20 protein-coding genes are annotated in these 21,724 nt (G+C 73.4%); 10 read left to right on the top strand and 10 right to left on the bottom strand.

The genetic code is table 11. From position 1 onward, the window contains the following. Positions 1 to 53: 53 nt before the first annotated feature. Complete coding sequence (locus ACFQBR_RS04215) at positions 54 to 2,327, bottom strand: excinuclease ABC subunit UvrA (protein ID WP_344175465.1); 2,274 nt, start codon at positions 2,325 to 2,327, stop codon at positions 54 to 56. A gap of 73 nt (positions 2,328 to 2,400) precedes the next feature. Here ACFQBR_RS04215 and ACFQBR_RS04210 point away from each other — a divergent pair, with 73 nt between their 5' ends. Further along, entirely contained in the window at positions 2,401 to 3,219 is an 819-nt protein-coding gene (locus ACFQBR_RS04210) for a TetR/AcrR family transcriptional regulator (RefSeq protein WP_344175463.1), read from the top strand. On the opposite strand, the gene ACFQBR_RS04205 is transcribed toward ACFQBR_RS04210, so the two are convergent. After that, positions 3,185 to 3,940: a class I SAM-dependent methyltransferase gene (locus ACFQBR_RS04205; protein ID WP_267950108.1), complete on the bottom strand. Its 756-nt coding sequence runs from the start codon at positions 3,938 to 3,940 to the stop codon at positions 3,185 to 3,187. The two genes, ACFQBR_RS04210 and ACFQBR_RS04205, sit on opposite strands and share 35 nt — an antisense overlap. A 191-nt stretch (positions 3,941 to 4,131) precedes the next feature. Between ACFQBR_RS04205 and ACFQBR_RS04200 the strand changes: the two genes are divergently transcribed. Beyond that, positions 4,132 to 4,788 (top strand): CatB-related O-acetyltransferase, encoded by a 657-nt coding sequence (locus ACFQBR_RS04200; protein WP_344175460.1) that lies wholly within the window; start codon positions 4,132 to 4,134, stop codon positions 4,786 to 4,788. Between the two features lie 33 nt (positions 4,789 to 4,821). On the opposite strand, the gene ACFQBR_RS04195 is transcribed toward ACFQBR_RS04200, so the two are convergent. Beyond that, positions 4,822 to 5,223, bottom strand: a complete 402-nt coding sequence (locus ACFQBR_RS04195; protein ID WP_267950110.1) for a cupin domain-containing protein — start codon at positions 5,221 to 5,223, stop codon at positions 4,822 to 4,824. A gap of 51 nt (positions 5,224 to 5,274) precedes the next feature. Between ACFQBR_RS04195 and ACFQBR_RS04190 the strand changes: the two genes are divergently transcribed. Continuing rightward, on the top strand, positions 5,275 to 6,249 hold the full coding sequence (locus ACFQBR_RS04190) for a helix-turn-helix domain-containing protein (protein ID WP_344175458.1): 975 nt from the start codon (positions 5,275 to 5,277) through the stop codon (positions 6,247 to 6,249). 142 nt (positions 6,250 to 6,391) lie between these two features. Further along, positions 6,392 to 7,366, top strand: coding sequence for an aldo/keto reductase (locus ACFQBR_RS04185; protein WP_344175456.1), 975 nt, complete (start codon positions 6,392 to 6,394; stop codon positions 7,364 to 7,366). Between the two features lie 136 nt (positions 7,367 to 7,502). Here the strand turns inward: ACFQBR_RS04185 and ACFQBR_RS04180 are convergent, their stop codons facing one another. After that, entirely contained in the window at positions 7,503 to 8,507 is a 1,005-nt protein-coding gene (locus tag ACFQBR_RS04180; protein ID WP_344175454.1) for a helix-turn-helix transcriptional regulator, read from the bottom strand. A 265-nt stretch (positions 8,508 to 8,772) separates the two neighbouring features. On the opposite strand from ACFQBR_RS04180, the gene ACFQBR_RS04175 reads away from it, so the two are divergent. Together ACFQBR_RS04175 and ACFQBR_RS04170 are read left to right on the top strand one after the other, a co-directional pair. Beyond that, complete coding sequence (locus tag ACFQBR_RS04175) at positions 8,773 to 9,195, top strand: VOC family protein (protein ID WP_267950114.1); 423 nt, start codon at positions 8,773 to 8,775, stop codon at positions 9,193 to 9,195. A 139-nt stretch (positions 9,196 to 9,334) separates the two neighbouring features. Continuing rightward, entirely contained in the window at positions 9,335 to 10,366 is a 1,032-nt protein-coding gene (locus ACFQBR_RS04170; protein ID WP_344175451.1) for an aldo/keto reductase, read from the top strand. 193 nt (positions 10,367 to 10,559) lie between these two features. Here ACFQBR_RS04170 and gdhA read toward each other — a convergent pair whose 3' ends face one another. Next, positions 10,560 to 11,927, bottom strand: a complete 1,368-nt coding sequence (gene gdhA / locus ACFQBR_RS04165) for an NADP-specific glutamate dehydrogenase (RefSeq protein ID WP_267950116.1) — start codon at positions 11,925 to 11,927, stop codon at positions 10,560 to 10,562. A gap of 289 nt (positions 11,928 to 12,216) precedes the next feature. On the opposite strand from gdhA, the gene ACFQBR_RS04160 reads away from it, so the two are divergent. After that, positions 12,217 to 13,269 carry a Gfo/Idh/MocA family protein gene (locus tag ACFQBR_RS04160; RefSeq protein WP_344175449.1) on the top strand — a complete coding sequence of 351 codons (1,053 nt, stop codon included), beginning with the start codon at positions 12,217 to 12,219 and terminating at the stop codon, positions 13,267 to 13,269. Between the two features lie 140 nt (positions 13,270 to 13,409). On the opposite strand, the gene ACFQBR_RS04155 is transcribed toward ACFQBR_RS04160, so the two are convergent. Together ACFQBR_RS04155 and ACFQBR_RS04150 are read right to left on the bottom strand one after the other, a co-directional pair. Next, complete coding sequence (locus tag ACFQBR_RS04155) at positions 13,410 to 14,978, bottom strand: helix-turn-helix domain-containing protein (RefSeq protein ID WP_378552111.1); 1,569 nt, start codon at positions 14,976 to 14,978, stop codon at positions 13,410 to 13,412. Positions 14,979 to 15,291: 313 nt separating this feature from the next. Then, entirely contained in the window at positions 15,292 to 15,669 is a 378-nt protein-coding gene (locus ACFQBR_RS04150; RefSeq protein ID WP_344175444.1) for a hypothetical protein, read from the bottom strand. A gap of 96 nt (positions 15,670 to 15,765) precedes the next feature. On the opposite strand from ACFQBR_RS04150, the gene ACFQBR_RS04145 reads away from it, so the two are divergent. Further along, positions 15,766 to 16,599, top strand: coding sequence for a phosphotransferase (locus ACFQBR_RS04145; protein ID WP_344175441.1), 834 nt, complete (start codon positions 15,766 to 15,768; stop codon positions 16,597 to 16,599). A 391-nt stretch (positions 16,600 to 16,990) separates the two neighbouring features. Here the strand turns inward: ACFQBR_RS04145 and ACFQBR_RS04140 are convergent, their stop codons facing one another. The 3 genes from ACFQBR_RS04140 to ACFQBR_RS04130 all read right to left on the bottom strand — a co-directional run bounded on the left by ACFQBR_RS04140 (position 16,991) and on the right by ACFQBR_RS04130 (position 19,842). Then, on the bottom strand, positions 16,991 to 17,854 hold the full coding sequence (locus ACFQBR_RS04140; RefSeq protein WP_344175439.1) for a DUF1963 domain-containing protein: 864 nt from the start codon (positions 17,852 to 17,854) through the stop codon (positions 16,991 to 16,993). A 311-nt stretch (positions 17,855 to 18,165) separates the two neighbouring features. Further along, complete coding sequence (locus tag ACFQBR_RS04135) at positions 18,166 to 19,071, bottom strand: NADP-dependent oxidoreductase (RefSeq protein WP_344175437.1); 906 nt, start codon at positions 19,069 to 19,071, stop codon at positions 18,166 to 18,168. A gap of 207 nt (positions 19,072 to 19,278) precedes the next feature. Continuing rightward, positions 19,279 to 19,842 (bottom strand): helix-turn-helix domain-containing protein, encoded by a 564-nt coding sequence (locus ACFQBR_RS04130; RefSeq protein WP_330159765.1) that lies wholly within the window; start codon positions 19,840 to 19,842, stop codon positions 19,279 to 19,281. 40 nt (positions 19,843 to 19,882) lie between these two features. On the opposite strand from ACFQBR_RS04130, the gene ACFQBR_RS04125 reads away from it, so the two are divergent. Together ACFQBR_RS04125 and ACFQBR_RS04120 are read left to right on the top strand one after the other, a co-directional pair. Continuing rightward, positions 19,883 to 20,407, top strand: a complete 525-nt coding sequence (locus ACFQBR_RS04125; RefSeq protein ID WP_267950125.1) for a GNAT family N-acetyltransferase — start codon at positions 19,883 to 19,885, stop codon at positions 20,405 to 20,407. A gap of 296 nt (positions 20,408 to 20,703) precedes the next feature. Next, positions 20,704 to 21,660: an EamA family transporter gene (locus ACFQBR_RS04120; RefSeq protein WP_344175435.1), complete on the top strand. Its 957-nt coding sequence runs from the start codon at positions 20,704 to 20,706 to the stop codon at positions 21,658 to 21,660. The last annotated feature ends 64 nt before the right edge of the window (positions 21,661 to 21,724 follow it).

Here is a 21,724-nt window from a genome sequence, read left to right as displayed (position 1 = left end):
GGGGCGCCCTCCCCGGTCCGAGCGCGTGGGCCGCCCCCGGGGCGGCCCACGGCCTAGCGCTCCAGGTAGGCGCGCAGGTGGCGGGCGGTGAGGGTGTCGCCCTCGGCCACCAGCTCGGCGGGACTGCCCTCGAAGACCACGCGGCCGCCGTCGTGCCCGGCGCCCGGCCCCAGGTCGATGAGGTGGTCGGCGTGCGCCATGACCGCCTGGTGGTGCTCGATCACCACCACCGTGTTGCCGTCGTCGACCAGACGGTCCAGCAGGGCGAGGAGCCGGTCCACGTCGGCCAGGTGCAGGCCGGTGGTGGGCTCGTCCATCACGTACACCGCACCCTCCTTGGCCATGCTGATCGCCAGCTTCAGGCGCTGGCGCTCACCGCCCGACAGGGTGGTCAGCGGCTGGCCCAGGCCCAGGTAGCCCAGGCCGACGTCGTAGAGCCGGTCCAGGATGGTGCGGGCGTTGCCGGTGGTGAAGAACTCCCGGGCCTCCACCACCGACATGGAGAGCACCTCGCTGATGTTCCTGCCGCGCAGTTCGTGGGTGAGCACCTCGGGCCGGAACCGCTTGCCCTCGCACTGCTCGCAGGTGGAGGCGACTCCGGCCATCATCGCCAGGTCGGTGTAGATGACCCCCGCGCCCTTGCACTCGGGGCAGGCCCCCTCGGAGTTCGCGCTGAACAGGGAGGACTTGACCTTGTTGGCGCGGGCGAAGGCGGTGCGGATCGGGTCGAGCAGACCGGTGTAGGTGGCCGGGTTGGAGCGGCGCGACCCGCGGATCGGTGACTGGTCGACCACCACCACGCCCTCCCTTCCGGGGAGGGCGCCGTGGATGAGCGAGCTCTTGCCCGATCCCGCGACCCCGGTGACCACGGTGAGCACTCCCAGGGGGACGTCTACGCTGACGTTCTTGAGGTTGTGGCTGTCGGCCCCGGTGATGGAGATGGCCCCGGTGGGGCGGCGGACCTCGGCCCGCAGGGTGGCGCGGTGGTCCAGGTGGTCGCCGGTGAGGGTGCCCGAGGCGCGCAGTCCGGCCACGTCCCCGGTGTAGGTGATCCGCCCGCCGGACGGTCCGGCGCCCGGCCCCAGGTCCACCACGTGGTCGGCGATCGCGATCGTCTCGGGCTTGTGCTCGACCACCAGCACGGTGTTGCCCTTGTCGCGCAGGCTCACCAGCAGGTTGTTCATCCGCTCGATGTCGTGCGGGTGCAGGCCCACGGTGGGCTCGTCGAAGACGTAGGTGACGTCGCTGAGGCTGGAGCCCAGGTGACGGACCATCTTGACGCGCTGGGCCTCGCCGCCGGACAGCGTGCCCGACTCCCGGTCCAGGCTGAGGTAGCCCAGGCCGACCTCGACCAGGGAGTCGAGGGTGTGGCCGAGGTTGTCCAGCAGCGGCTTCACCGAGGGCTCGTCCAGGGAGCCGACGAAATCGGCGAGCTCGTTGATCTGCATGGACGAGCACTCGGTGATGGTGCGTCCGGCGACCTTGACCGAGCGGGCCTCGGCGTTGAGCCGCGTGCCCTCGCACTCGGGGCACGTGGAGTAGGTGACGGCGCGGTCCACGAAGGCGCGGATCCCGGGCTGCATGGAGTCGCGGTCCTTGGCCAGGTAGGTGCGCTTGAGCTTGACCACCAGCCCCTCGTAGGAGAAGGAGTTGCCGCCCACCTTGACGCGGGTGGCGGGGCCGTGGAGGAAGGTCTCCCACTCCTCGGGGGTGTAGTCGCGCAGCTTGCGGTCCGGGTCGAGGAACCCGGAGTTGGCCATGACCTGCCAGTACCAGGAGTCCACCGCGAACCCGGGGACGGTGATGGCGCCCTCGTTCAGCGACAGGTCCCGGTCGTAGAGCTCCTCCAGGTCGACCTGGTTGGTGCGGCCCAGCCCCTCGCACTCGGGGCACATGCCCTCGGAGTTGTTGAAGCTGAACACGCTCGACGGCTCCAGGCGCGGGGTGCCGACCCGGCTGAAGACGATCCGCAGCATGGCCGCGGCGTCGGTGGCGGTGCCGACGGTGGAGCGGGAGTTGGCGCCCATCCGCTCCTGGTCGACGATGATGGCGGCGCTCAGGTTGCGCAGGGTGTCCACGTCGGGTCTGCCCTGGCTGGGCATGAACGACTGGACGAACGTCGTGTAGGTCTCGTTGATGAGTCTTTGCGACTCGGCGGCGATCGTGCCGAACACGAGGGAGGACTTTCCCGACCCGGACAGGCCGGTGAACACGCTCAGCCTCCGCTTGGGGATGTCCACCGAGACGTTGGCGAGGTTGTTCTCCCTTGCGCCCCTGACCTGGATGGTGTCGTGGCTGTCGGCCATGGAGGTGGGTTCGGAAGACACGCTGCTCCTCAGAAATCCTTATGCGGTAAACTGGCGGCCTGCGAACGTTAGTTTATGGCATAAGGAGATGCAAGTGGTCATCTACGCCGGGCAGGGTGACGCTCGTCGCTCCATGGGCCTGCTGTGGCGCGCCCCCGCGGACCCGTCCGCGCGTGCCGTCCCCGGCCCCAAGCCCGAACTCAGCGTGGACCTGGTCGTGGAGACCGCCATCGGCGTCGCCGACGAAGAGGGCATGGACGCGCTGTCGATGCGCGCGGTGGGACAGCGGCTCGGGCGCACCGCCATGTCGCTGTACACCTACGTGGCCAGCAAGAACGAGCTCATCGAGCTGATGTACGACCACGCGTTCGGGGAACTCGCCGAAGCAGCCGAAGCCGATGGCGAACCGGACTGGCGCAAGGCTACGACGAACTGGGCGACCCGGCTGTGGGAGTTCTACCTCCGCCACCCCTGGGCGCTGGAGGTGTCCCAGGCCAGGCCGGTGCTGGGTCCCAACGAGTACCGGCTGTTCGAGTCCATGGCCCTCGTGCTGCACCGTGCGGGTCTGGACGCCGCCGGGATCCGCAGCACCTACGGCAACCTCTTCTCCCTCGTGCGCGGCTCCGTGCGGACGGCCGCGGAGGCCCGCCGCGCCGAGGCCGTGACGGGAGTGCCCGAGGACGAGTGGTGGTTCGCCCGGTCCGCGCAGCTGGACGAGCTCGTGCCCGACTTCGCCGAGCGCTTCCCCACCCTCGCCCGCATGTCCGAGGCGGGCGCGTTCTCCAACGAGGACGAGAGCGAGCCCTACCTGGAGCAGGAGGCGTGGGAGACCTTCCAGTTCGGTCTGAACGCCCTGCTCGACGGGGTGCGGGGCAAGCTCAGCGCGCGGACCCGCCCGGAACCGCGCACGTGATGATCTCCTCGGAGGCGTCCGTGAGCGGACCGCGGGCCCAGTCGCCGTATCGGGCCCGTACCTCCAGGCCGGCCCCGGCCAGGAGCGCGTCGAGCGCGCCGGAGTCCGGGAAGCGCAGCGTGCTGCGGCTGTGCCGGACCTCTCCGCCCCACGCGGTACTGGAGTAGGCGGTGGTGAAGGTGACCAGGTCGCCCTCCACACCCTCCAACCGGTGCACGGAGGTCGCCTCGGCCCCGTCCGGACCGGTCACCGTGCGCGTGCGCGAGGGCCGCCACGCCTCCCATCCCCGCGCCGCGGGGTTGCGCGTCTCGAACACGAACCGGCCGTCCTCCGCCAGGGCCCGCCGCACGGCCGCCAGGGCCGACCGGAGCTCCTCGTCCGTGGTGAGCACCTGGAACGCGTGCCCGGTCATCACGACGAGGTCGAACTCGTTCTCGAAGGACGTCGTCGCCAGGTCTCCGAGGACCCACTCGACGTCCCCGCGGTCGCGTCGGCCGACCTCCAGCATCGCGTCGGCGGGATCGAGCCCCACCAGCCGCCCCGTGTGGCCCCGCCTCCTGGCCTCCCGCTGGAGCAGCCCGGTGCCGCAGCCCACGTCCAGGACCGACCGCGCAGACATGACCAGGTCGATGTAGAAGGCGTCGTCGGGGGCCAGGCCCCAGGGGTGGAAGACGTCGTAGAGTTCGGCCATCGCAGCATCGGAGAAGACGTTGTCGACCATGCGGCCAGTGTGGTGGACCGGCCCCGCGCCCGCACCCGGATTTCCCGGACCGCGCCCCTCCGCCCGCGGAGGGGTCCTCGTCCCGGCCGCGGCCGAGGGGCGCCGCGGGCCGGGGCGGGCCCCGGTTCGCTAGCCTCGTCCCCGACGAGCCCGGCGCCGCCCGGCCCCGGGAGAGGAGAACGGGGAGACCCATGCCCGCACCCGACCCGGACCGGTTGCACCCCACGACCCGGCCGGACCTGACCAACGTCGTCTTCCTGAAGGCACAGGTCACCTCCGACCTCATCGAGGTGGGCGAGTACACCTACTACGACGACGAGGGCAGCGGAGTCCCCTTCGAGCAGGCGTGCGTGCTCTACAACTACGGCCCCCAGCGCCTGGTGATCGGCCGGTTCAGCGCCATCGCGCCGGGCGCCACCATCCTCATGCCCGCCGGGAACCACCCCACTGTGGGCCCCTCCACCTACCCGTTCACGATGTTCGGCGGCGAGTGGTCCGAGCGCACCATGGACACCTACCTGTCGATCCCCGCCCCGCCCGACACCAGGATCGGCAACGACGTGTGGATCGGCCGGGGCGCCACGCTCATGCCGGGGGTGGCGATCGGCGACGGCGCCGTCGTGGCCGCGCACAGTGTCGTGACCAAGGACGTCGCCCCCTACGCGCTGGTCGGCGGCAACCCGGCGCGGCACATCCGCAGCCGCTTCGACGAGGACGACGTCGCCCGCCTGCTCGCGGCCCGGTGGTGGGACTGGCCCGTCGAGGCGATCACCGAGCACGCCGCCCTCATCATGGGCGGCAGCCCCGCCGAGGTGGCCGCGGTGGCCGAGGGCGTCCTCGGCGGCTGAACCGGGGGGCTGGGTGCGGCGGGCCGCGGGGCCTCAGCCGTCCAGGACGTGCCCGGTGGTGGCGTCCACGTGGTCGGGCACCTCCTCGTGGCGGTCGCCGACCGTCAGGGTGCCGGTGGGCTCGAAGAGGAGGATCGACGCGCCCCCGTCCGACTCGGGCCGGTGCTCGGCGCCGCGCGGGACCACGAACACCGATCCCCTCTCCAGGGTGACAACCCGCTCCGGGGCGCCCTCGCGCTCGCGCAGCCGGATGCGCAGGTCCCCGTCCAGGAGGAGGAAGAACTCGTCGGTGCCGTCGTGGGCGTGCCACACGTACTCGCCGCGGACCTTGGCCACGCGCACGTCGTAGTCGTTGACCCGGGTGACGATGCGCGGACTCCACAGCTCGTCGAAGGAGGCCAGTGCGTCCCGCAGATTGATCGGTCGTTCGCTCATAGGGCCATCCTGGCCATGGCGCCCCGACCGGGGAAGTGCTAGGAATCGCACATGCCGCAAGAATCCTCGCACCGAGTCGCACTGGTCGTCGACGAGGGCTCGAACCCCTTCGAGATGAGCGTGGCCACCGAGCTCTTCGGACTGCGCCGTCCCGAGCTCGACCACCCCTGGTACGACCTCACCGTGTGCTCGGCGGTCCCCGACGTGCGCGTCCACCTGGGGCTGTTCACCATCACCGACCTGGCCGGGCTGGAGGCGGTGGAGGAGGCCGACACGGTCATCGTGCCCAACCGCCCCGACCCGTGGGTGCCGCCCAGGCCGGAGGTGGTCGCGTCCGTGCGCCGGGCGGCCCGGCGGGGAGCCCGGCTGGTCAGCTTCTGCAGCGGTGCGTTCACCCTGGCCGCCGCCGGGGTCCTGGACGGGCGGAGGGCCGCCACGCACTGGAGGTTCGAGGAACTGTTCGCCCGGATGCACCCGGGGGTCCGCCTCGAACGCGACGTGCTGTTCGTGGACGAAGGCGACGTGCTCACCGCGGCGGGCAGCGCCGCCGCCCTGGACCTGGGACTGCACCTGATCCGCCGCGACCACGGTGCGGAGACCGCCAACACGGTCAGCCGACGGCTGGTGTTCGCCGCCCACCGGGAGGGAGGGCAGCGCCAGTTCGTCCGCAGGCCGCTCCCCGAGACCGCCGACACCTCCCTGGCCCCGGTCCTGGCCTGGGCCCGAGAGCACCTGGGCGAACCGATCGCCGTCGCCGACCTGGCCTCTCGGGCGTCGGTCAGCCCGGCGACCCTGCACCGCCGGTTCCGGGCCGAACTGGGCACGACCCCGCTGGCCTGGCTGCGCTCCGAGCGCGTGCTGCTGGCCTGCCGCCTGATCGAGGCCGGAGGCATGGGCTTCGAGGCGGTGGCGCGGGCCAGCGGCCTGGGCAGTACCGCCAACCTGCGGGCGAGCGTTCGGGCGCACACCGGGGTCGGCCCGGCCCGGTACCGGGAGCGGTTCGGTCCGCGTCCCCCGGTCCGGTGAGGCGGCCGGTCCCCGGCCCGCGCCTGACCGCGCGGTCCCGGCTCCCGTCCTCACGGGGCGGGCCGGTCGCGCGGCCGCCGGACCGTCGGAGACCACGGCCCTCCTCGCCTGGGAGCGCTTCCAGAGGTCTAGGATCGGCCGCATGGAAACACGTGTACTGGGTCGCACCCGCAAGGACGTCGGCGTCGTCGGTTTCGGCGCCTGGCAGATCGGAGCCTCCTGGGGCGAGGTCAGCGAGGCCGACGCCACCGCCGCCCTGCACACCGCGGCCGAGGAGGGCGTCACCTTCTTCGACACCGCCGACGTCTACGGCGACGGCCGCAGCGAACGGCTCGTGGGACGCCTGCTCAAGGAACTCCCCCACATCACCGTGGCCACCAAGATGGGCCGGCGCCAGGAGCAGCTCGCCGCGAACTACAACCCCGCCAACTTCCGGGCCTGGAACGACGACTCCCGCCGCAACCTGGGCGTGGACACCGTCGACCTCGTCCAGCTGCACTGCCCGCCCTCCGCCGTCATCTCCACCGACGCCGTCTTCGACGACCTGGACGCCATGGTCGAGGAGGGGAGGATGCGCGCCTACGGCGTCTCGGTCGAGACCGTGGACGAAGCCCTGGCCGCCATCGCCCGCCCCCACGTGGCCACCGTCCAGATCATCCTCAACGCCTTCCGCCACAAGCCCCTGGAGCGGTTCCTGCCCGCCGCGCGCGAGGCCGGGGTCGGTGTCATCGCCCGCGTCCCGCTGGCCAGCGGCCTGCTCTCGGGCAGGTTCACCGCCGACACCTCCTTCGCCGACGACGACCACCGCGCCTTCAACCGCGAGGGGCAGGCCTTCGACAAGGGGGAGACGTTCTCCGGGGTCCCCTACGCCACCGGGCTGGAGGCCGTGGAGCGTATCCGCCCGCTCGTCCCCGAGGGGATGACGATGGCCCAGTTCGCGCTGCGCTGGATCCTGGACCAGGACGGCGTGAGCGTCGTCATCCCCGGGGCCCGCAACGCCGACCAGGCGCGCGGCAACGCCGCCGCGGACCTGGCTCCCCTCTCCCCCGAGGTCCACGCCCGGATCGGCGAGGTCTACGACGAGCTCGTCCGGCCCCACGTCCACCACCTGTGGTGACCGGCGAGAACTCCGCGGGCTGACGGGAGACCGCCACGGGCCCCTGTCGGCCCCGCGTCCGACGGGGGCCGTGGCGGCCGGGGAGACCCCGGCGCTCCCGGCCGCGGAGTGCGGCGGCCGGGAACGGCGCGCCCGGTCAGCCCTCGGGGAGGCGGGCCTTGCGGCCGGCGCCTCCGAAGCGGCGGGCCAGGCGCTCGAACGCGTCCTCGAGCTCGGGCGGTCCGACGACCTCGAAGTCGGCGTCGAACCGCCCGACGGCGGAGGCCAGGCCGACCCATGACCACGAACCGAGCACCAGCCGGCAGCGCTCCGGCCCCAGTTCCTCGACCAGCCCGTCGTAGGCGAAGGGGACGACGGACGCGGCGGGCAGGTCGAGGACGACCTCCCCCCGGCAGGGCCAGTCGGCCGGTCCGCCCGAGCCCCGGAACCTGCCGGTGACGAAGGCGGCCACGTCGCCGCCGGGCACCTCGCGCGGGGTGAAGCGCGGACCGTTGGGGGTGCGCGGCGAGATGCGGTCCACGCGGAGGGTCTGCCAGTCGCCGCGCTCCTCCTCCCACGCCAGGAGGTACCAGCGCCCCCGCCAGGTGACCAGGTGGTGGGGCTGCACCCGGCGCCGGACCACCGCGGTGTCGCCCGGCTCCGAGGCTGACCGGAAGGCGGGGGTGTAGTCGAGGCGCAGTTCCTCGCGGGCGTGGACGGCGGCGCTGAGCGCCATGAGCAGGCTGCCGTCGGCCCGGGCGGGAACGGCGTCGGGCGGCACGACCGCTTCGACCCGGATCGGGCGGATCCGCTGGCGCAGGCGTGCGGGCATGACCTGGCGGATGGTGTTGAGCGCGCGTTCCGCGGCCTCCCCGATCCCGGCGCCGGTCGCGGTGGCCGCCTGGAGCGCCACCGCCAGCGCCACCGCCTGTTCGTCGTCGAACAGCAGCGGGGGCATCTGCGAGCCCGCGTCGAGCCGGTAGCCGCCGTCGCGCCCCTTGAAGGCCGTGATCGGGTAGCCGAGTTCGCGGAGGCGGTCCACGTCGCGGCGGACCGTGCGCGCACTGACGTCGAGCCGCTCGGCCAGCTCGTCACCCGACCAGTCCCGGCGGGTCTGGAGCACGGACAGGAGCGCGAGCAGGCGGGCGGACGTTTTCACCATGGACCCATCCTGCTCGACATAGAGGACACACCCTGTCCTGTGAGCCTGCGAATGTAGGGCCGCAGGCAGCGAAGGGGCGGGCGCAAACGCGGTCATCGCAGGTCAGGACCCCTCGGCGGCGGACGTTTCCGTGTCCGCCGCCGAGGGGCGCGGCCGTCCACCGCCCCCGACACCCGGCCGTGCACCGCCGCGGCGGCACACGGCCGACTGCCACCGACACCAGCCGTACAAAGCTCACCCGAGCAGACGAAGACCGGGAGCCACCATGTCCATCACGACCACGACCCACCTGAACTTCCGCGGCGAGGCCCGCGCGGCGCTCGACTTCTACCACTCCGTCTTCGGCGGGGACATCGCCGTCGTCACCTACAAGGACACCGGCAACGTGCAGAACCCGGACGAGGCGGACTGGGTGACGTGGGGCCAGGTGATCGCGGACAACGGCTTCCACGTCATGGCCTACGACGTGCCCTCCCCGATGCCGTGGGACCGGGGCGAGAACGCCGTCTTCGTCTCCGTGCGCGGGGACGGCACCGAGGAGATCACCGCCCTCTGGGAGAAGCTTGCCGTCGGCTCGACCGTCGTGCAGCCGCTGGAGGCCTCCCCGTGGGCGCCGCTCTACGGGATGCTCAAGGACCGCTTCGGCATCGTCTGGGTCCTGGACGTCGCGGCCCCGTACAACGGCTGACCTCCGTGTGCCGGGGCGGCGGGGCGGGCTGAGCGCCCCGCCGCCCCGGCCCCCGTGCCCGCCCGGAGCGGGCACGGGAGCGTCGCCGCCGCAGGCGTGTGCCGTGCGGCTGCCGGAAAGGAAGAGGAACCGGATCACTGTGAGAACGCGCGAGCTGGGGCGCACCGGCATCGAGGTCAGTGCCTACTGCCTGGGCACCATGATGTTCGGCCGGGTGGGCAACCCCGACCACGACGAATGCATCCGTATGACCCACCGGGCACTGGACGCCGGCGTCAACTTCGTCGACACCGCCGACGTGTACGGCTACAGCGAGACCGAGGAGATCGTCGGCAAGGCCCTCAAGGGCCGACGCGACGAGGTCGTGCTGGCCACCAAGGTCAACGGCCGGATGGGTGAGGGCCCCAACCGGCACGGCAGCTCCCGGCGCTGGATCATCGCCGAGGTCGAGCACTCGCTGCGGCGCCTCCGCACCGACTACATCGACCTCTACCAGCTCCACCACCCCGACCCCCGGACCGACATCGAGGAGACGCTCTCGGCGCTGACCGACCTGGTGCGCAGCGGCAAGGTCCGCGTCGTCGGCTCCTCGAACCTGCCGCCCTCGGAGATCGTGGAGGCGCAGTGGGTGGCCGAGCGGCGCGCACTCCAGCGGCTGCGCACCGAGCAGCCCACGTACTCCATCCTCAACCGCGGGATCGAGCGGGAGGTCCTGCCGCTCTGCCGCCGCTACGGCCTGGGCGTGCTGACCTGGGGGCCGCTGTCCTCGGGCCTGCTGACCGGCCGCTACCGCAAGGGCGCCTCCCCCGTGGAGAACGCCAGGATGCACTGGATGCCCGAGCACCTGACCGACGAGCGCAAGCTCGACGCCGTCGAACGGCTCATCGTGGTGGCCGAGGAGGCCGGGATGTCCCTGGCCCACCTGGCGATGGCCTTCGTCTCCGCCCACCCCGACGTCAGCTCCGCCATCATCGGCCCCCGCACCATGGAACAGCTGGAGGACCTGCTGGCGGGCGCCGGCGCCGTACTCGGCGACGGCGTCCTCGACAGGATCGACGACATCGTCGCGCCCGGGACCGACATCGGCCCCCTCGACGTCTCCTACGACCCGCCCGCCGTCATCCGCCCGGAACTGCGCAGGCGCCCGGCCGACCAGCGGTCCGCGGCCTGAGACCTGCCCGCGTCCCCGGCACGGTCCCGGGGGCGGTCGCGCGCTCCTCCGTGCCCGGCCGTCTCCCCGGTCCGCCCGACCGGTCGGCACGGGGGCGGGTCCTCCTGCTCCGGTGGGTTCGCCGCCCGACCGGAGAAGGAGGGCCGCCGCCTCCGTCCTGGGGCCTTTCCCAGGCCCCGGACGGAGGCGGTGCCTAGATCAGGCCCTGGGCGAGCATCGCGCCCGCCACACGCTCGAACCCGGCCACGTTCGCACCGAGCACGTAGTCGCCCGGGGCGCCGTACCTCTCGGCGGCCTCCTCGCACCGGTCGTGGATCCCCGTCATCACCTCGGCCAGCTCGGCCTCGGCGTGCTCGAACGACCACGACGTGCGCCGCGCGTTCTGCCGCATCTCCAGGACGCTGGTCGCCACGCCGCCGGCGTTGGCGGCCTTGCCCGGCGCGAACAGCACACCGGCCTCGCGCAGCACCTGGACGGCCTCGGGGGTGGTGGGCATGTTCGCGCCCTCGGCCACCGCCAGGACGCCGTTGCGGACCAGGGTGCGCGCCGATGCCGCGTCCAGCTCGTTCTGGGTGGCGGAGGGCAGCGCCACGTCGCAGGGCACGTCCCACACGTTGCCGCCCTCCACGTAGCGGGCGTCGCCGCGCCGCTCGGCGTACTCGGAGATCCGGGCCCGCTCCACCTCCTTGATCTGCTTGAGCAGGTCGAGGTCGATGCCCTTCTCGTCCACGACGTAGCCGCCGGAGTCGGAGCAGGCGACCACGGTGGCGCCCAGCTGCTGGGCCTTCTCCACCGAGTAGATCGCCACGTTGCCCGAACCGGACACCACCACGCGCCGGCCGTCCAGGCTCCTGCCCGAGCGCTCCAGCATCCGCTGGGTGAACAGCACGTTCCCGTACCCCGTGGCCTCGGTACGGACGCGCGAACCACCCCACTCCAGGCCCTTGCCGGTGATGACCCCGGCCTCCCACCGGTTGGCGAGGCGCCGGTACTGGCCGAACAGGTAGCCGATCTCGCGGCCGCCCACCCCGATGTCCCCGGCCGGGACGTCGGTGTGCTCGCCCAGGTGGCGGTGGAGCTCGGTCATGAACGACTGGCAGAACCGCTCGATCTCGTTGTCGGAGCGCCCCTTGGGGTCGAAGTCGCTGCCGCCCTTGCCGCCGCCGATGCTCATGCCGGTGAGGGCGTTCTTGAAGATCTGCTCGAAGCCCAGGAACTTGATCACCCCGAGGTTCACGCTGGGGTGGAAGCGCAGCCCGCCCTTGTAGGGGCCCAACGCGCTGTTGAACTCCACCCGGAAACCACGGTTGACGTGCACGTTGCCCTGGTCGTCGCGCCACGGCACCCGGAAGATGACCTGGCGTTCGGGTTCGCAGAGGCGCTCCAGGATGCGCTGGTCGGCGTATTCGGAGTGGCGGGAGAGGGCGGGCGAGAGGCTGTCGAGCACCTCCAGGACGGCCTGCTGGAACTCGGGCTCGTCGGGGTTGCGCCGCACCACGTGCTCGTACGCGCTTCGGACCCCCGGGTGGTGCCCGCTGCGGGCACCATCGGAAAACGGCATGCGAGTGCGTTCCCTTCTCACTGCTGGAACGGGCACCCCGCACGCCGTTGTGCCGGGAACCTCGATCGTCGGAGGAATCGGTTCGAGGAGACGGGGCCATGGGCTCATACAGGCCCTGTCCACCCGTGGTGTTGCCAGTGTATTGCCTTGACGTAAACATACTTTTGGGCGCATCGGTGCTTCCCGACCTCTGCCGTCGGCCGGGGAGGCGCGGGCGGAGGCGCACGCCCGGGAGCCCCCCGGGGGAAACCCGTTGTCCGCCCCGGTGACTTCCGGGAGGATGCCCCCCATGCGCATGGGAGTGGTGGGACTGGGGATGGGGCTGCACCTGGCGGTGTGGGCCGCCAGGGCGGGCATCGACGTGGTCGCGGTCTGCGACCGCGAGGCCGAACCGCGACGGCGGGCGCGCGAGCTGCTGCCCGGCGCGGTCGCCGTCGACCGCTGGCAGGACCTGCTGGACCCCGGCCACCGCCTGGACGGGGTGGTGCTCGCCAACGACTTCGACGCCCACGCCCCGCTGGCGACCGCCTTCCTCGAACACGGCGTCCACGTGCTCTCCGAGGCCGCCGCCTGCGCGAGTGCCGAGGAGGGCCGGGCCCTGGTCGAGGCCGCCGACCGCTCCCGAGCCACCTACTCCTTCGCCGAGAACTACGTGCTCCACCCGCACGTGCGGCTCCTGCGCGAGGCGGTGGAGGCGGGAGAGGTCGGCCGGATCAGCCTGGTGGAGGCCGACTACCTGCACGGGATGTCGCCCGAGGAGCGGGCGGCTCTGATCGGCGACCCCGCGCACTGGCGCGGCAGGATCCCCCCGACCGCGTACTGCACCCACTCGCTGTCCCCGATCCTGGCGATCACCGGGGCGCGTCCCGTCGAGGTCACCGCCTTCGGCGTGGACGAGGCCTCTCCGCGCGAGGCCTCCACCATGGTGGTGCGCCTGTCCACGGGGGCGCTGGCCATCACCCGCAACGGGTTCCTCCAGGGCGAGTCCGACAGCCACTGGAGCTGGGTGTCGGTGCGCGGAACCCGGGGACTGGCCGAGTCGGTGCGCGCCGGGGGCGACCGGGCCTGGTCGGTGCGGGTCCGCCAGGAGGGCTGGACGCAGGAGGACGGCGTGACGCGCGAGGAGGAGCGTGTACCGCCTCCGGTGACCCTGGACGGCGAGCCCCTGGAGCGCGGGACCGAGGGAACGGTCCTGCTGCTGCGGGGCTTTCGCGACACGGTCCTGCACGGCGCACCGCCCCTGGTGCCGGTGCGCGACGCCGTGGCGGCCTCCCTGGTGGGTGTGGCCGGTGCGGAGTCGCTGGCCCAGGGGTCCCGCCCGGTCCCCGTGCCGCAGGTCTGAGCCGCGCCCGCGAGCGCAGGGGGCGGTGCCGCGCGACACCGCGAGCCCCGTCCCCGGGGACGCCGTGCCTTCCGGCGCACCGGACGGTCCCGCCCGGACGGCCCGCGGGCCCGCCGCGCCGCCGCCCTCCCCGACGCCCCTCACCCGGCGGCCCGTTCGCGGAGGAGGTCCAGCCGGCGGCGCACGGAGTCGACCGCGGCACGGGCCGCGGGCGTGGGCGCGCGGCCCTTCCGCCCGGGTGGGCGCACCGGTTCGCGGCGGTCCCCGGAGAGGGAGGCGCGCATGAGCGCGAGGACCGCGGGATCCGTCTCCCCGGCCTCCCCGGCGCCGCCGGTGTCAGGACCGTCCAGCAGGACCCCGGCCGGGTCCTCCGCGGCCCGCACAGGCCCCTCGGGCCACTCGGGCCCGGCGGGACTCCCGGGCGGATCACCGCCCGTGCGGGCCGCCCCCGCACCGGGGTCCCGGTGCGGGTGGAGGATCTCGCCGGGCACGCTCCGGCAGGCCCCGCCGCACACACGGCAGCTCCCGCCCGGGACGTTGCGCACGCCCGGGTGGTCGGGGCAGGTGCGCGGCGCCGCGCCGTCGGGGCCGACGGCGAACCCGGGCCGCTCGGCGAACGCGTCCCCGTCGTCCGGGCGCCGGGGATCGGGTACCCCCTGCGCGAGCCGGGCCGTGCGCGGCGCGGGAGCCCACGGCGGGGCCGGGGCGCCTCCGCCGCCGCGCCGCACGCCCGCGCCGAGGCGGCCGTTCAGGAACCCGCGCGCGTCCTCCACGCCGCCCAGGCGGCGCATGAGCGCCGGGAACGGGCTGCGCAGGGTCTCCGCGCCCTCCAGAAGCGCGCCCAGCTCGGCCGTGCGCATCCCCTGTCCGGCGAGCCGGTCGAGGGCACCGGCCAGGGCCTCGCGGTCCGGTCCGGGGCGGCGCAGCACCGAGTCCGGTATCCGGGCGAGGAGGCTCCGGGCGAGCCCTCGCGGCCCCGGGGCGGTCACCCTTTCCGGTACGGGGTCCGGCCTCCGTTCCGGAGGACCGTCGCGCGTCGGCGCACCGGGCGTCCCCGTGTCCGGTGCGGGGCCGGGGACCCCTTCCGGGCCGACCACGGGCGCTTGCACCGGCACCGGCAGGGGACGGACCCCTCGCGCGTACGCCCGGGCGGCCACCCGCCCTGTGGTGGCGCTCCCGCGGACGGAGCGCCGGATCGGGGAGGGGTCTACAGGGGAAAGGTCTGCAGGTCGTTCCGACCTGTCGGCCAGGTCAGGATGAACGGTCGTTCGCACCGGAGGACAGGGGCGGGAGGCCGGGGACAACGGCTCCTCCCCCAGCACCCGGCGCACGCGGTTGACCTCCTCCAGCGCCTGGGCGGTGTACGCCTGCGCTGGGATCAGCAGCTCCAGCACCGGCGGGAGCCGGTCGGGCCACCGGCGCCCGGCGGCGATGTCGGCGCGGAAGAACAGGCGCGCCTGCGACGGGCCGAGCCTGCGCACCAGGCCCGCGCCGACGAGGTCGTGGAGCGCCCGTTTGACGGTGGAGACGCTCATCGTCCCGCCGGAGCGCTCCGCGATCGTGTCGAGGTACAGGTAGCACCAGCGCCCGTCCGCGTCGGCGGCGTCGGCGATGATCGCCGCGACGGTGTGCGCGCGGGTGCTGGGCAGCAGGCCCGCCCTGAGGGCGTCGGTGATCCAGAGCGAGGGCATGAAGCCGATACCGCGCATGGCGCCCGGGGTGCGCCGGCGCGGACCGACGGGCCCCGGCGGGGGCTGCGACGCCTGCGTCGCCGTGTCCGAAGGAGACGACATGCGGGATATGGCCGTGACATCGGGGCCGAGTTGGATACACTCCACCACTAGCCGCCTTCCTGATGAGACCAGGTTGGGGGTCAGAGCCCGGCAGGTGCTACCAACACCGATGTCGGGCTCGACTGCTTTCGGGACCCAGAGTAGTGGAGCGAACACGGGTTCGGGTGCGGCTGTGGAAAACCTCCCGGCCTTCCTCCGCACGTCCCGGAGCCCTCCGCCCGGGACCGGGTCAGCGGCCCGGTCGGCGCAACCGCGCGCGGAGTCTCCCCAGGCGGTCGGCGTTGCGGCCCTTCCCGCCCTCGGCCCGGGCACGGCGCTCCAGGCCGCACTCGACGTGCACGCCCAGCGGTCCGTCCGGCCACTTGCGCCACACCCCGGGCCTCCTGCGCTCGGCCCGCTCCTGCGCCGCCGCGCCCGAGTCGGCGTCCGCGCCCCCGCGTCCGGCGGCCAGCGCGGTCGCCGCGATCCGCCGGTCGGCCCTCCTGGCGATGCGCTTGGACAGGGGGATGTTGCGGCGCGAACTCTTGTCGTTCTCGCCGTAGTCGTTGCGGCGGTCCCTGGCGTAGCTCAGGGCCTTCTTCTCCTGCGGTGACCTTCGACGCGGCACGAGCCCTCCCCCTCCACCGACCCCGACCCCGACCCCGACCGTAGGATTCGACGCATCCCCGTCGCCACAGGTTTTCCGTGCACCCCGAGGAGAGCGATGCCCGCTGCTGCCGGCCCCGACGACGACGCCCGCGAAGACGCGCACCGGCTCGGCGGCGGGATGATGAACACGGTCTTCCGGCACGGTGGCCGCGTCGTGCGCACCGCCTCCCCCGCCTCCCCCGCCCTCCACACCCACCTGCGGGCCCTGGCCGACACCGGCTACCGGGGCGCCCCGCTCCCCCTCCGGCTGCGCGGGGACGGCCGCGAGGAGCTGACCTTCGTGGAGGGCGACGTGGCCCTGCCGCCCTTCCCCGACTGGGTGCGCACCGAGCCGGCCCTGCGCTCGGCCGCGGCGCTGCTGCGCCGCTACCACGAGGCCGCGTCCCGTGTCGGCGTGGACGCCACCGCGCCGTGGGCCTCGGGGGCGGCCGGGCTGGCCGATCCCGGGGGCGGGCCGATCCTGTGCCACAACGACCCCTGTGCGGAGAACCTCGTCTTCCGCGACGGACGCGCCGAGGCCCTGATCGACTTCGACCTCGCCGCGCCCGGAAGGCCCGTGTGGGACGTGGCCGCCCTGGCCTACTACCTGGTCCCCGCCCTCGACCCGGTCTCCGCCGCCGGGACCTGGAGCGAGGGCGCGGACGTGCCCCGCCGGCTCCGGTCGGCCGCCGACGCCTACGGCCTCGCCCGCGGGGACCGCGCCGCCCTCCCCGGCGTGATCGAGCAGTACACGGCCGTGGCCCGGACGTTCGTGGCGGCACGCGTGGACGGCGGCGAGGAGGCGTTCGTCCGCGGCCTGGAGCGGTCCGGGGGCTGGGACCGCTGGGACCGCCGCCAGACCTGGCTCGCCGAGCAGCGCCCGGTGTTCACCCGGGCCCTCCTCGGCTGACGCGGGCGCGGCCCGGTCGGCGCAGGCGACCCGCCCCGGGCCCCACCGACCCAGGGGGGAGACCCCGGGCAGCAGCACGGCCGGGTTCCGCCACCGTGCCTCCGCCTGGTCGCTGACGTGGTGCGCCCCGCGGGGCCGCGCAGCATCGTCATCGGCGGCGCAGGAGGAAAACACCGAGCCTGCGGGCTGATCGAAATCCTCAGCGAACGACTCCGAGTTCTCGGGCAAGGCGTCAAGGTCCAGCACCTTCACGCCCACCTGCCCCGCTTGCTCAGGAAGGACTCTTCATGACCGCGTTCTCAGCTCGTTCTTCCCCCTCGACAGGATCGTTTCCTGCCGGGGGTGAAGAACGAGCTGGGCACCCCCGGGGGTAGAGGTGCGTCGAACCTGGTCACGGGGCCTCGAAATTGGTCACGGTGAGTGCCTTGTCCCATCGAGCGGCGGCCAGGTCGCCGTGGCGGATCATAAATTTCGTGTAGTACTCCGTGTAGGTCCGTCCTTCATTGGCGAGCGGCAACCATTCGCTCGCCAACCGGAAAGCGTCCTCGTCCAGATAGGAAAGCCATTCTCCCTTGGCGAGGGTCTTCGCCGTGATGCTGCCGACCGTCGTCTCGTCATCGGCGTACCCGCCGATGGCGAGGTAGGCGCCGGACGACCAGAGGTCGTAGGCCAGGGACCGGAGTTCGTCCAGGTGCGGCAGCTCACGCTCCATGTACCGGGCCAGCTGCTGCTGGAAGGGTGACATGTCGTCCCACTCGAGATCCTCCCAGAACTCGTGCCAGTCCTCTTCGCCCTCCTCCAACCACAGGGGCAGATCGGCTCTGAGTTCGGCGCAGACGTCGATCCGCTCGCTGACACATGCGGGGCCGGGGGGTTCTGCGACCGCGGTTTCGGTGCCGTCCGGTACGTACACGACTCGCGCGTACTGCCCCGGATCGGCCCGCAGTTCGCCGAAGTCCATCTCTTGGTGAACGAAGAAGAGGAGTGTCCCGTCCGCCGGGAGGTCGAAGCCGTCGACCCCCGGCAGCGCCCCACAATCGACGGAGAGGAACAACGGCAACGGAATGTCCTCGGCGGACGGCCACTTCATGCCCACCGGAAGCCGGGGCAACCCGCCGATGTGGCCTACCGGAGAACCATCGCCGCCCCCGGACAATCCGATCGCCAAACGAAGGTGCCGGCTGAACCTGCTGATCTCGTCGTCCGGGATGCCCAACCCAAGTGCTGCCCGACGAAACTCCCCCTGATGATCCATACCCGGGAAGATAAACCCTTTCCGATGCCCGGCCCCCTCACGCGGTCGACGAACCTTCGTCGAACAGGTGCCCGGTCTGCCCCGTCGACACAACCGCTGGGCCGTGATCGAACAGGTGGCCCGCCGTCTGGCCCACAGCCGCGACGCGACAGAAGGCCCGGACGAGCCAGGGCCCTGTTTCCTGTCCCTTCTCGAACACGCTGTCGGTCCGGAAAAGCGCCGTGGGCCTTGGGGCGGTCGGCCTGGCCGATCCAGGCGCGGCAGTGCCGTGGTCGGGCTCCTCCCCGCGGACACGCCCCTGAGCGGACGCGTCAGGGAACCAGGACGATCTTGCCGGAGGACTTCCGCTCCCACTCCCTGTGGGCCTGCGCGGCCTCCTCCAGCCCCATCGCGCGGGACGCGGGCGGGGTGATCCGCCCCTCGGCCGCAGCCCCCAGCAGCGTTTCCAGGGTCTGCGCGGTCTGGTCCTCCGGCTTGGAGAGGAAGGGGACGCCCAGGTCGAAGGCGGCCGGGTCGGCGAGGGTGACGATCCGGTCCGTACCGCCGCGCAGGGCGATCGCGTCGGGGAGCGCCCCGTGCCCGGCCGCGTCCAGGACGGCGTCCACGCCCCGGGGCGCCAGCGCCCGCACGCGCTGGGCGAGCCCCTCCCCGTAGGGGGTGGCGAGCGCTCCGAGCGCGCGCACCCGGTCCAGGTTCGCGCCGCCTGCCGTCCCGATCACCGTGATCCCGACCTCGACCATGAGCTGGACGGCGATCCCTCCGACACTGCCCGAGGCGCCGTTGACCAGCAGCGTCTCCCCGCGCCGGGGGTCCAGGACGCGCAGCGCGCGGACCGCGGCCTCCCCCGCCACCGGGAGAGCCGCCGCCTCCTGCCAGGTCAGCGCCTCCGGCTTGGCCGCGAAGGTCGACAGCACGGCGTACTCGGCGTATCCGCCGCCGCCTGCGGTCCATCCGGCGACGGCGTCGCCGACGGCCGTGCCCGTGACGCCCTCACCGACCGCGTCCACCACCCCGGCGGCCTCCAGGCCCGGCACGCGCGGTGCGGGCAGCGGCCTGCCCTGCGCCATCAGCCCCGAACGCGCCTTGACGTCGAACGGGTTGACGCCCGCGGCGCGGACGGCCACCCTCACCTGACCGGGGCCGGGCTCGGGGACCTCGGACTCCACGACGGTCAGGACGGACGGGTCGCCGTAGTCGGAGAAGCTCACAGCACGCATGGTTCTTCCTTCGGATCTGGGTGTCCGGCCCCGGGGGCGGCGGGAGCACGACTCGGCCCGGAGGCTCACCAGGCCGTCTCGCACCCTACGCACCGGGCCCGCGCCCTCCGTGCCGCGCCACGCCCGAAGACCCCGATCGGCGCCGACCGGTCGAAGGGACGGGGGCCGTCCGCCGTCACCGCACGGCCCGTGTCCCCGGGCGGTCCCTCAGGCGCCGCGCCGGGCGATGACCACCAGGTAGCGGCAGGGGGACCGGCCCGGATTGTGGAACTCGCACGGCTCGGGCGGACCCAGCTGGAGGCAGTCCCCCGCCTCCAGGAGGTGCTCGACGGAGCCCTCGCGGAAGGCGAGCGTGCCGTCCAGGACCCAGATCTGGTGGTGCGTGAAGACGTAGGCCTCCACGGGGAAGGCGACCCTCGCACCCGCCGGGAGCTCCACCTCGACCAGTTCGATCGGGCCGCCGGAGGTCGGGGAGACCGCCCGGCGCACGTAGCCGGTGTCGGGGTCGGTCCAGGTGGGCTGCTCGTGGGAGCGGGCCAGGCGCCGGTCGCCCTGTTCGGCACGGGAGATCAGCTCGGAGAGGGTGATGCCGAGCGCCGCGGACAGGCGCCCGAGGAGGGAGGCCGTGGGCTGGACGTCGCCGTTCTCGATACGGCTGACCATGGTGCGTGAGACGCCGGAGAGTTCGGACAGCGCCGAGGCGCTCAAACCGCGGGAGCCTCGGAGTTCCTTGAGGGTCAGGGCGAGGGCAGAACCCAGTTCGTCGCTCATGTGTTCACTATAGTGACAGCCCCGGATTACTATAATGAACATGACTTCGATGCCCACCCTCACCGTCCGCGACGCGACCCCCGCGGACGCCGAGGTCTGCGCCGCGATCTACGCGCCCTACGTCACCGACACCGCGATCACCTTCGAGCTCGACCCTCCCGGTGCGCAGGAGATGGCGGCGCGGATCGCCGCCGCCCAGCGCGAGCACGCCTGGATCGTCATGGAGGACGCCGACGGTGTCCTCGGCTACGCCTACGGCGGCACGTTCCGCACCCGCGCCGCCTACCGGCGCACGTGCGAGGTCAGCGTCTACCTCGAGCAGGGCCGCCGCCGCACCGGAGCGGGCCGGGCCCTGTACGGCGCCCTCCTGCCCCGCCTGGCCGAGCGCGGCATGCGGGTCGCGGTCGCCTGCATGACCCTGCCCAACGACGCGAGCCTCGGACTGCACCGTGCCCTGGGTTTCGAGGACGTCGGCGTCATGTCGCGCGTGGGCTGGAAGCACGACGCCTGGCACGACGTGGCCTGGGCCCAGCTCGACCTGACCGCCCTCGCCCCCCGGCACTGACCGCGAGGAGACGCGGCGGCTTCCCCGAGGGCCCTCGACCTTCGAGCCGGCCCAAGCCCGCCATCCGTCTCCCGCAGGCCCGCCGACCCGTCCGGAGCACCGGGGGCGGGAGACCCGGCGCGTCGGCCCCGCCACCGCGGGGGCCTCTCCCCACGCAGCGCCCGCCAGGCGGGGAACCCACGCTCCCGCCGGGACCGGACAGCCCTCGCGCCGCCGCCCCCTCCCGCCGGGGCCGACGCGCCGACCGTATGCTCTGCCCAGATCCGATCTCCCCATGAATCCCCTGGAGCAGCCACGTGTCCGCCCCCTCAGCACGCCACCGCCCCTCCGGGCTGGCGTTCGCGCTCGGCTCAGCGCTCGCCTTCGGCGGCTCGGGCGTGTTCGCCCGCCCCCTCCTCGACGCGGGGATGGACTCCCTGCACGTCACGTGGCTGCGGGTCGCCGGAGCGGCGCTCCTCCTCCTTCCCGTCGCCGCCGCCCACTGGCGGGTCGCCCGCCGCCGGCCCCTGCTCGTGCTGGCCTACGGCGTCTTCCCCATGGCGGGGGTCCAGGCCCTGTACTTCGCCGCGGTCGCCCGCATCCCCGTCGGCATCGCCCTGCTCATCGAGTTCCTCGGCCCGGTCCTGGTCCTGCTGTGGCTGAGGGTGGTACGCCGCACCCGGGTCCCCCCCGCCGCCGTCGTCGGGGTCGTCCTGGCCGTGGCCGGGCTCGGACTGCTGCTGGAGGTCTGGGCCGGCATGCGCCTGGACGCGATCGGCGTGGCCCTGGCCCTGGGCGCCGCCGCCGCGCAGGCGACGTTCTTCCTCCTGGGCGACAGCATGGGGGAGGACACCGATCCGCTCGCCGTCATCGCCTTCGGCTCCCTGGTCGCCACGGTCCTCCTGGGGGCCCTCGCCCGCCCGTGGACGATCCCGTGGGGCCTGCTCGCCGACCCGGTCCCCCTGGGCGGTCTCCACGTGCCCGGCTGGGCCCCGGCCCTGTGGCTGGGGCTGGTGTGCACCGCCGTCGCCTACTTCGCCGGCGTCTCCGCGATCCGGCGCCTGTCCCCGCAGGTCGCCGGGGCCGTCGCCTACCTGGAGGTCGTGACCGCGATCGTGCTGGCGTGGGTGCTCCTCGGCGAGGCGCTGACCCCGGTCCAGATCCTGGGCGCCGCGGTCATCGTCACCGGCGCGTTCATCGCCCAGACCGCCGTCCCCGGCGCACCGGCGCCCCCGTCGGACGTCCGGCGCGCCGACGCCACCGCCTCCCCCTGAGACCCCGCCCGCACCGGTCTGCGGGGCCGTGCAGGACCGCACACGGCGCCGGGCCCGGCGGGAG

The organism is Nocardiopsis tropica (assembly GCF_042660575.1).
GTDB classification, from domain to species: Bacteria; Actinomycetota; Actinomycetes; order Streptosporangiales; family Streptosporangiaceae; genus Nocardiopsis; species Nocardiopsis tropica.
The sequence above is the reverse complement of the archived record's forward strand: the minus strand, read 5'-3'. Positions and strand labels throughout refer to the sequence as shown.

What these genes read in the sequence shown, in the direction of transcription:
- ACFQBR_RS04205 (WP_267950108.1), bottom strand. Translation starts at nt 3,940, where the DNA reads ATGGTCGACAACGTCTTCTCCGATGCTGCGATGGCCGAACTCTACGAC.
- ACFQBR_RS04200 (WP_344175460.1), top strand. Translation starts at nt 4,132, where the DNA reads ATGCCCGCACCCGACCCGGACCGGTTGCACCCCACGACCCGGCCGGAC.
- ACFQBR_RS04195 (WP_267950110.1), bottom strand. Translation starts at nt 5,223, where the DNA reads ATGAGCGAACGACCGATCAATCTGCGGGACGCACTGGCCTCCTTCGAC.
- ACFQBR_RS04190 (WP_344175458.1), top strand. Translation starts at nt 5,275, where the DNA reads ATGCCGCAAGAATCCTCGCACCGAGTCGCACTGGTCGTCGACGAGGGC.
- ACFQBR_RS04185 (WP_344175456.1), top strand. Translation starts at nt 6,392, where the DNA reads ATGGAAACACGTGTACTGGGTCGCACCCGCAAGGACGTCGGCGTCGTC.
- ACFQBR_RS04180 (WP_344175454.1), bottom strand. Translation starts at nt 8,507, where the DNA reads ATGGTGAAAACGTCCGCCCGCCTGCTCGCGCTCCTGTCCGTGCTCCAG.
- ACFQBR_RS04175 (WP_267950114.1), top strand. Translation starts at nt 8,773, where the DNA reads ATGTCCATCACGACCACGACCCACCTGAACTTCCGCGGCGAGGCCCGC.
- gdhA (WP_267950116.1), bottom strand. Translation starts at nt 11,927, where the DNA reads ATGCCGTTTTCCGATGGTGCCCGCAGCGGGCACCACCCGGGGGTCCGA.
- ACFQBR_RS04160 (WP_344175449.1), top strand. Translation starts at nt 12,217, where the DNA reads ATGCGCATGGGAGTGGTGGGACTGGGGATGGGGCTGCACCTGGCGGTG.
- ACFQBR_RS04155 (WP_378552111.1), bottom strand. Translation starts at nt 14,978, where the DNA reads ATGCGCGGTATCGGCTTCATGCCCTCGCTCTGGATCACCGACGCCCTC.
- ACFQBR_RS04145 (WP_344175441.1), top strand. Translation starts at nt 15,766, where the DNA reads ATGCCCGCTGCTGCCGGCCCCGACGACGACGCCCGCGAAGACGCGCAC.
- ACFQBR_RS04140 (WP_344175439.1), bottom strand. Translation starts at nt 17,854, where the DNA reads ATGGATCATCAGGGGGAGTTTCGTCGGGCAGCACTTGGGTTGGGCATC.
- ACFQBR_RS04135 (WP_344175437.1), bottom strand. Translation starts at nt 19,071, where the DNA reads ATGCGTGCTGTGAGCTTCTCCGACTACGGCGACCCGTCCGTCCTGACC.
- ACFQBR_RS04130 (WP_330159765.1), bottom strand. Translation starts at nt 19,842, where the DNA reads ATGAGCGACGAACTGGGTTCTGCCCTCGCCCTGACCCTCAAGGAACTC.
- ACFQBR_RS04125 (WP_267950125.1), top strand. Translation starts at nt 19,883, where the DNA reads ATGACTTCGATGCCCACCCTCACCGTCCGCGACGCGACCCCCGCGGAC.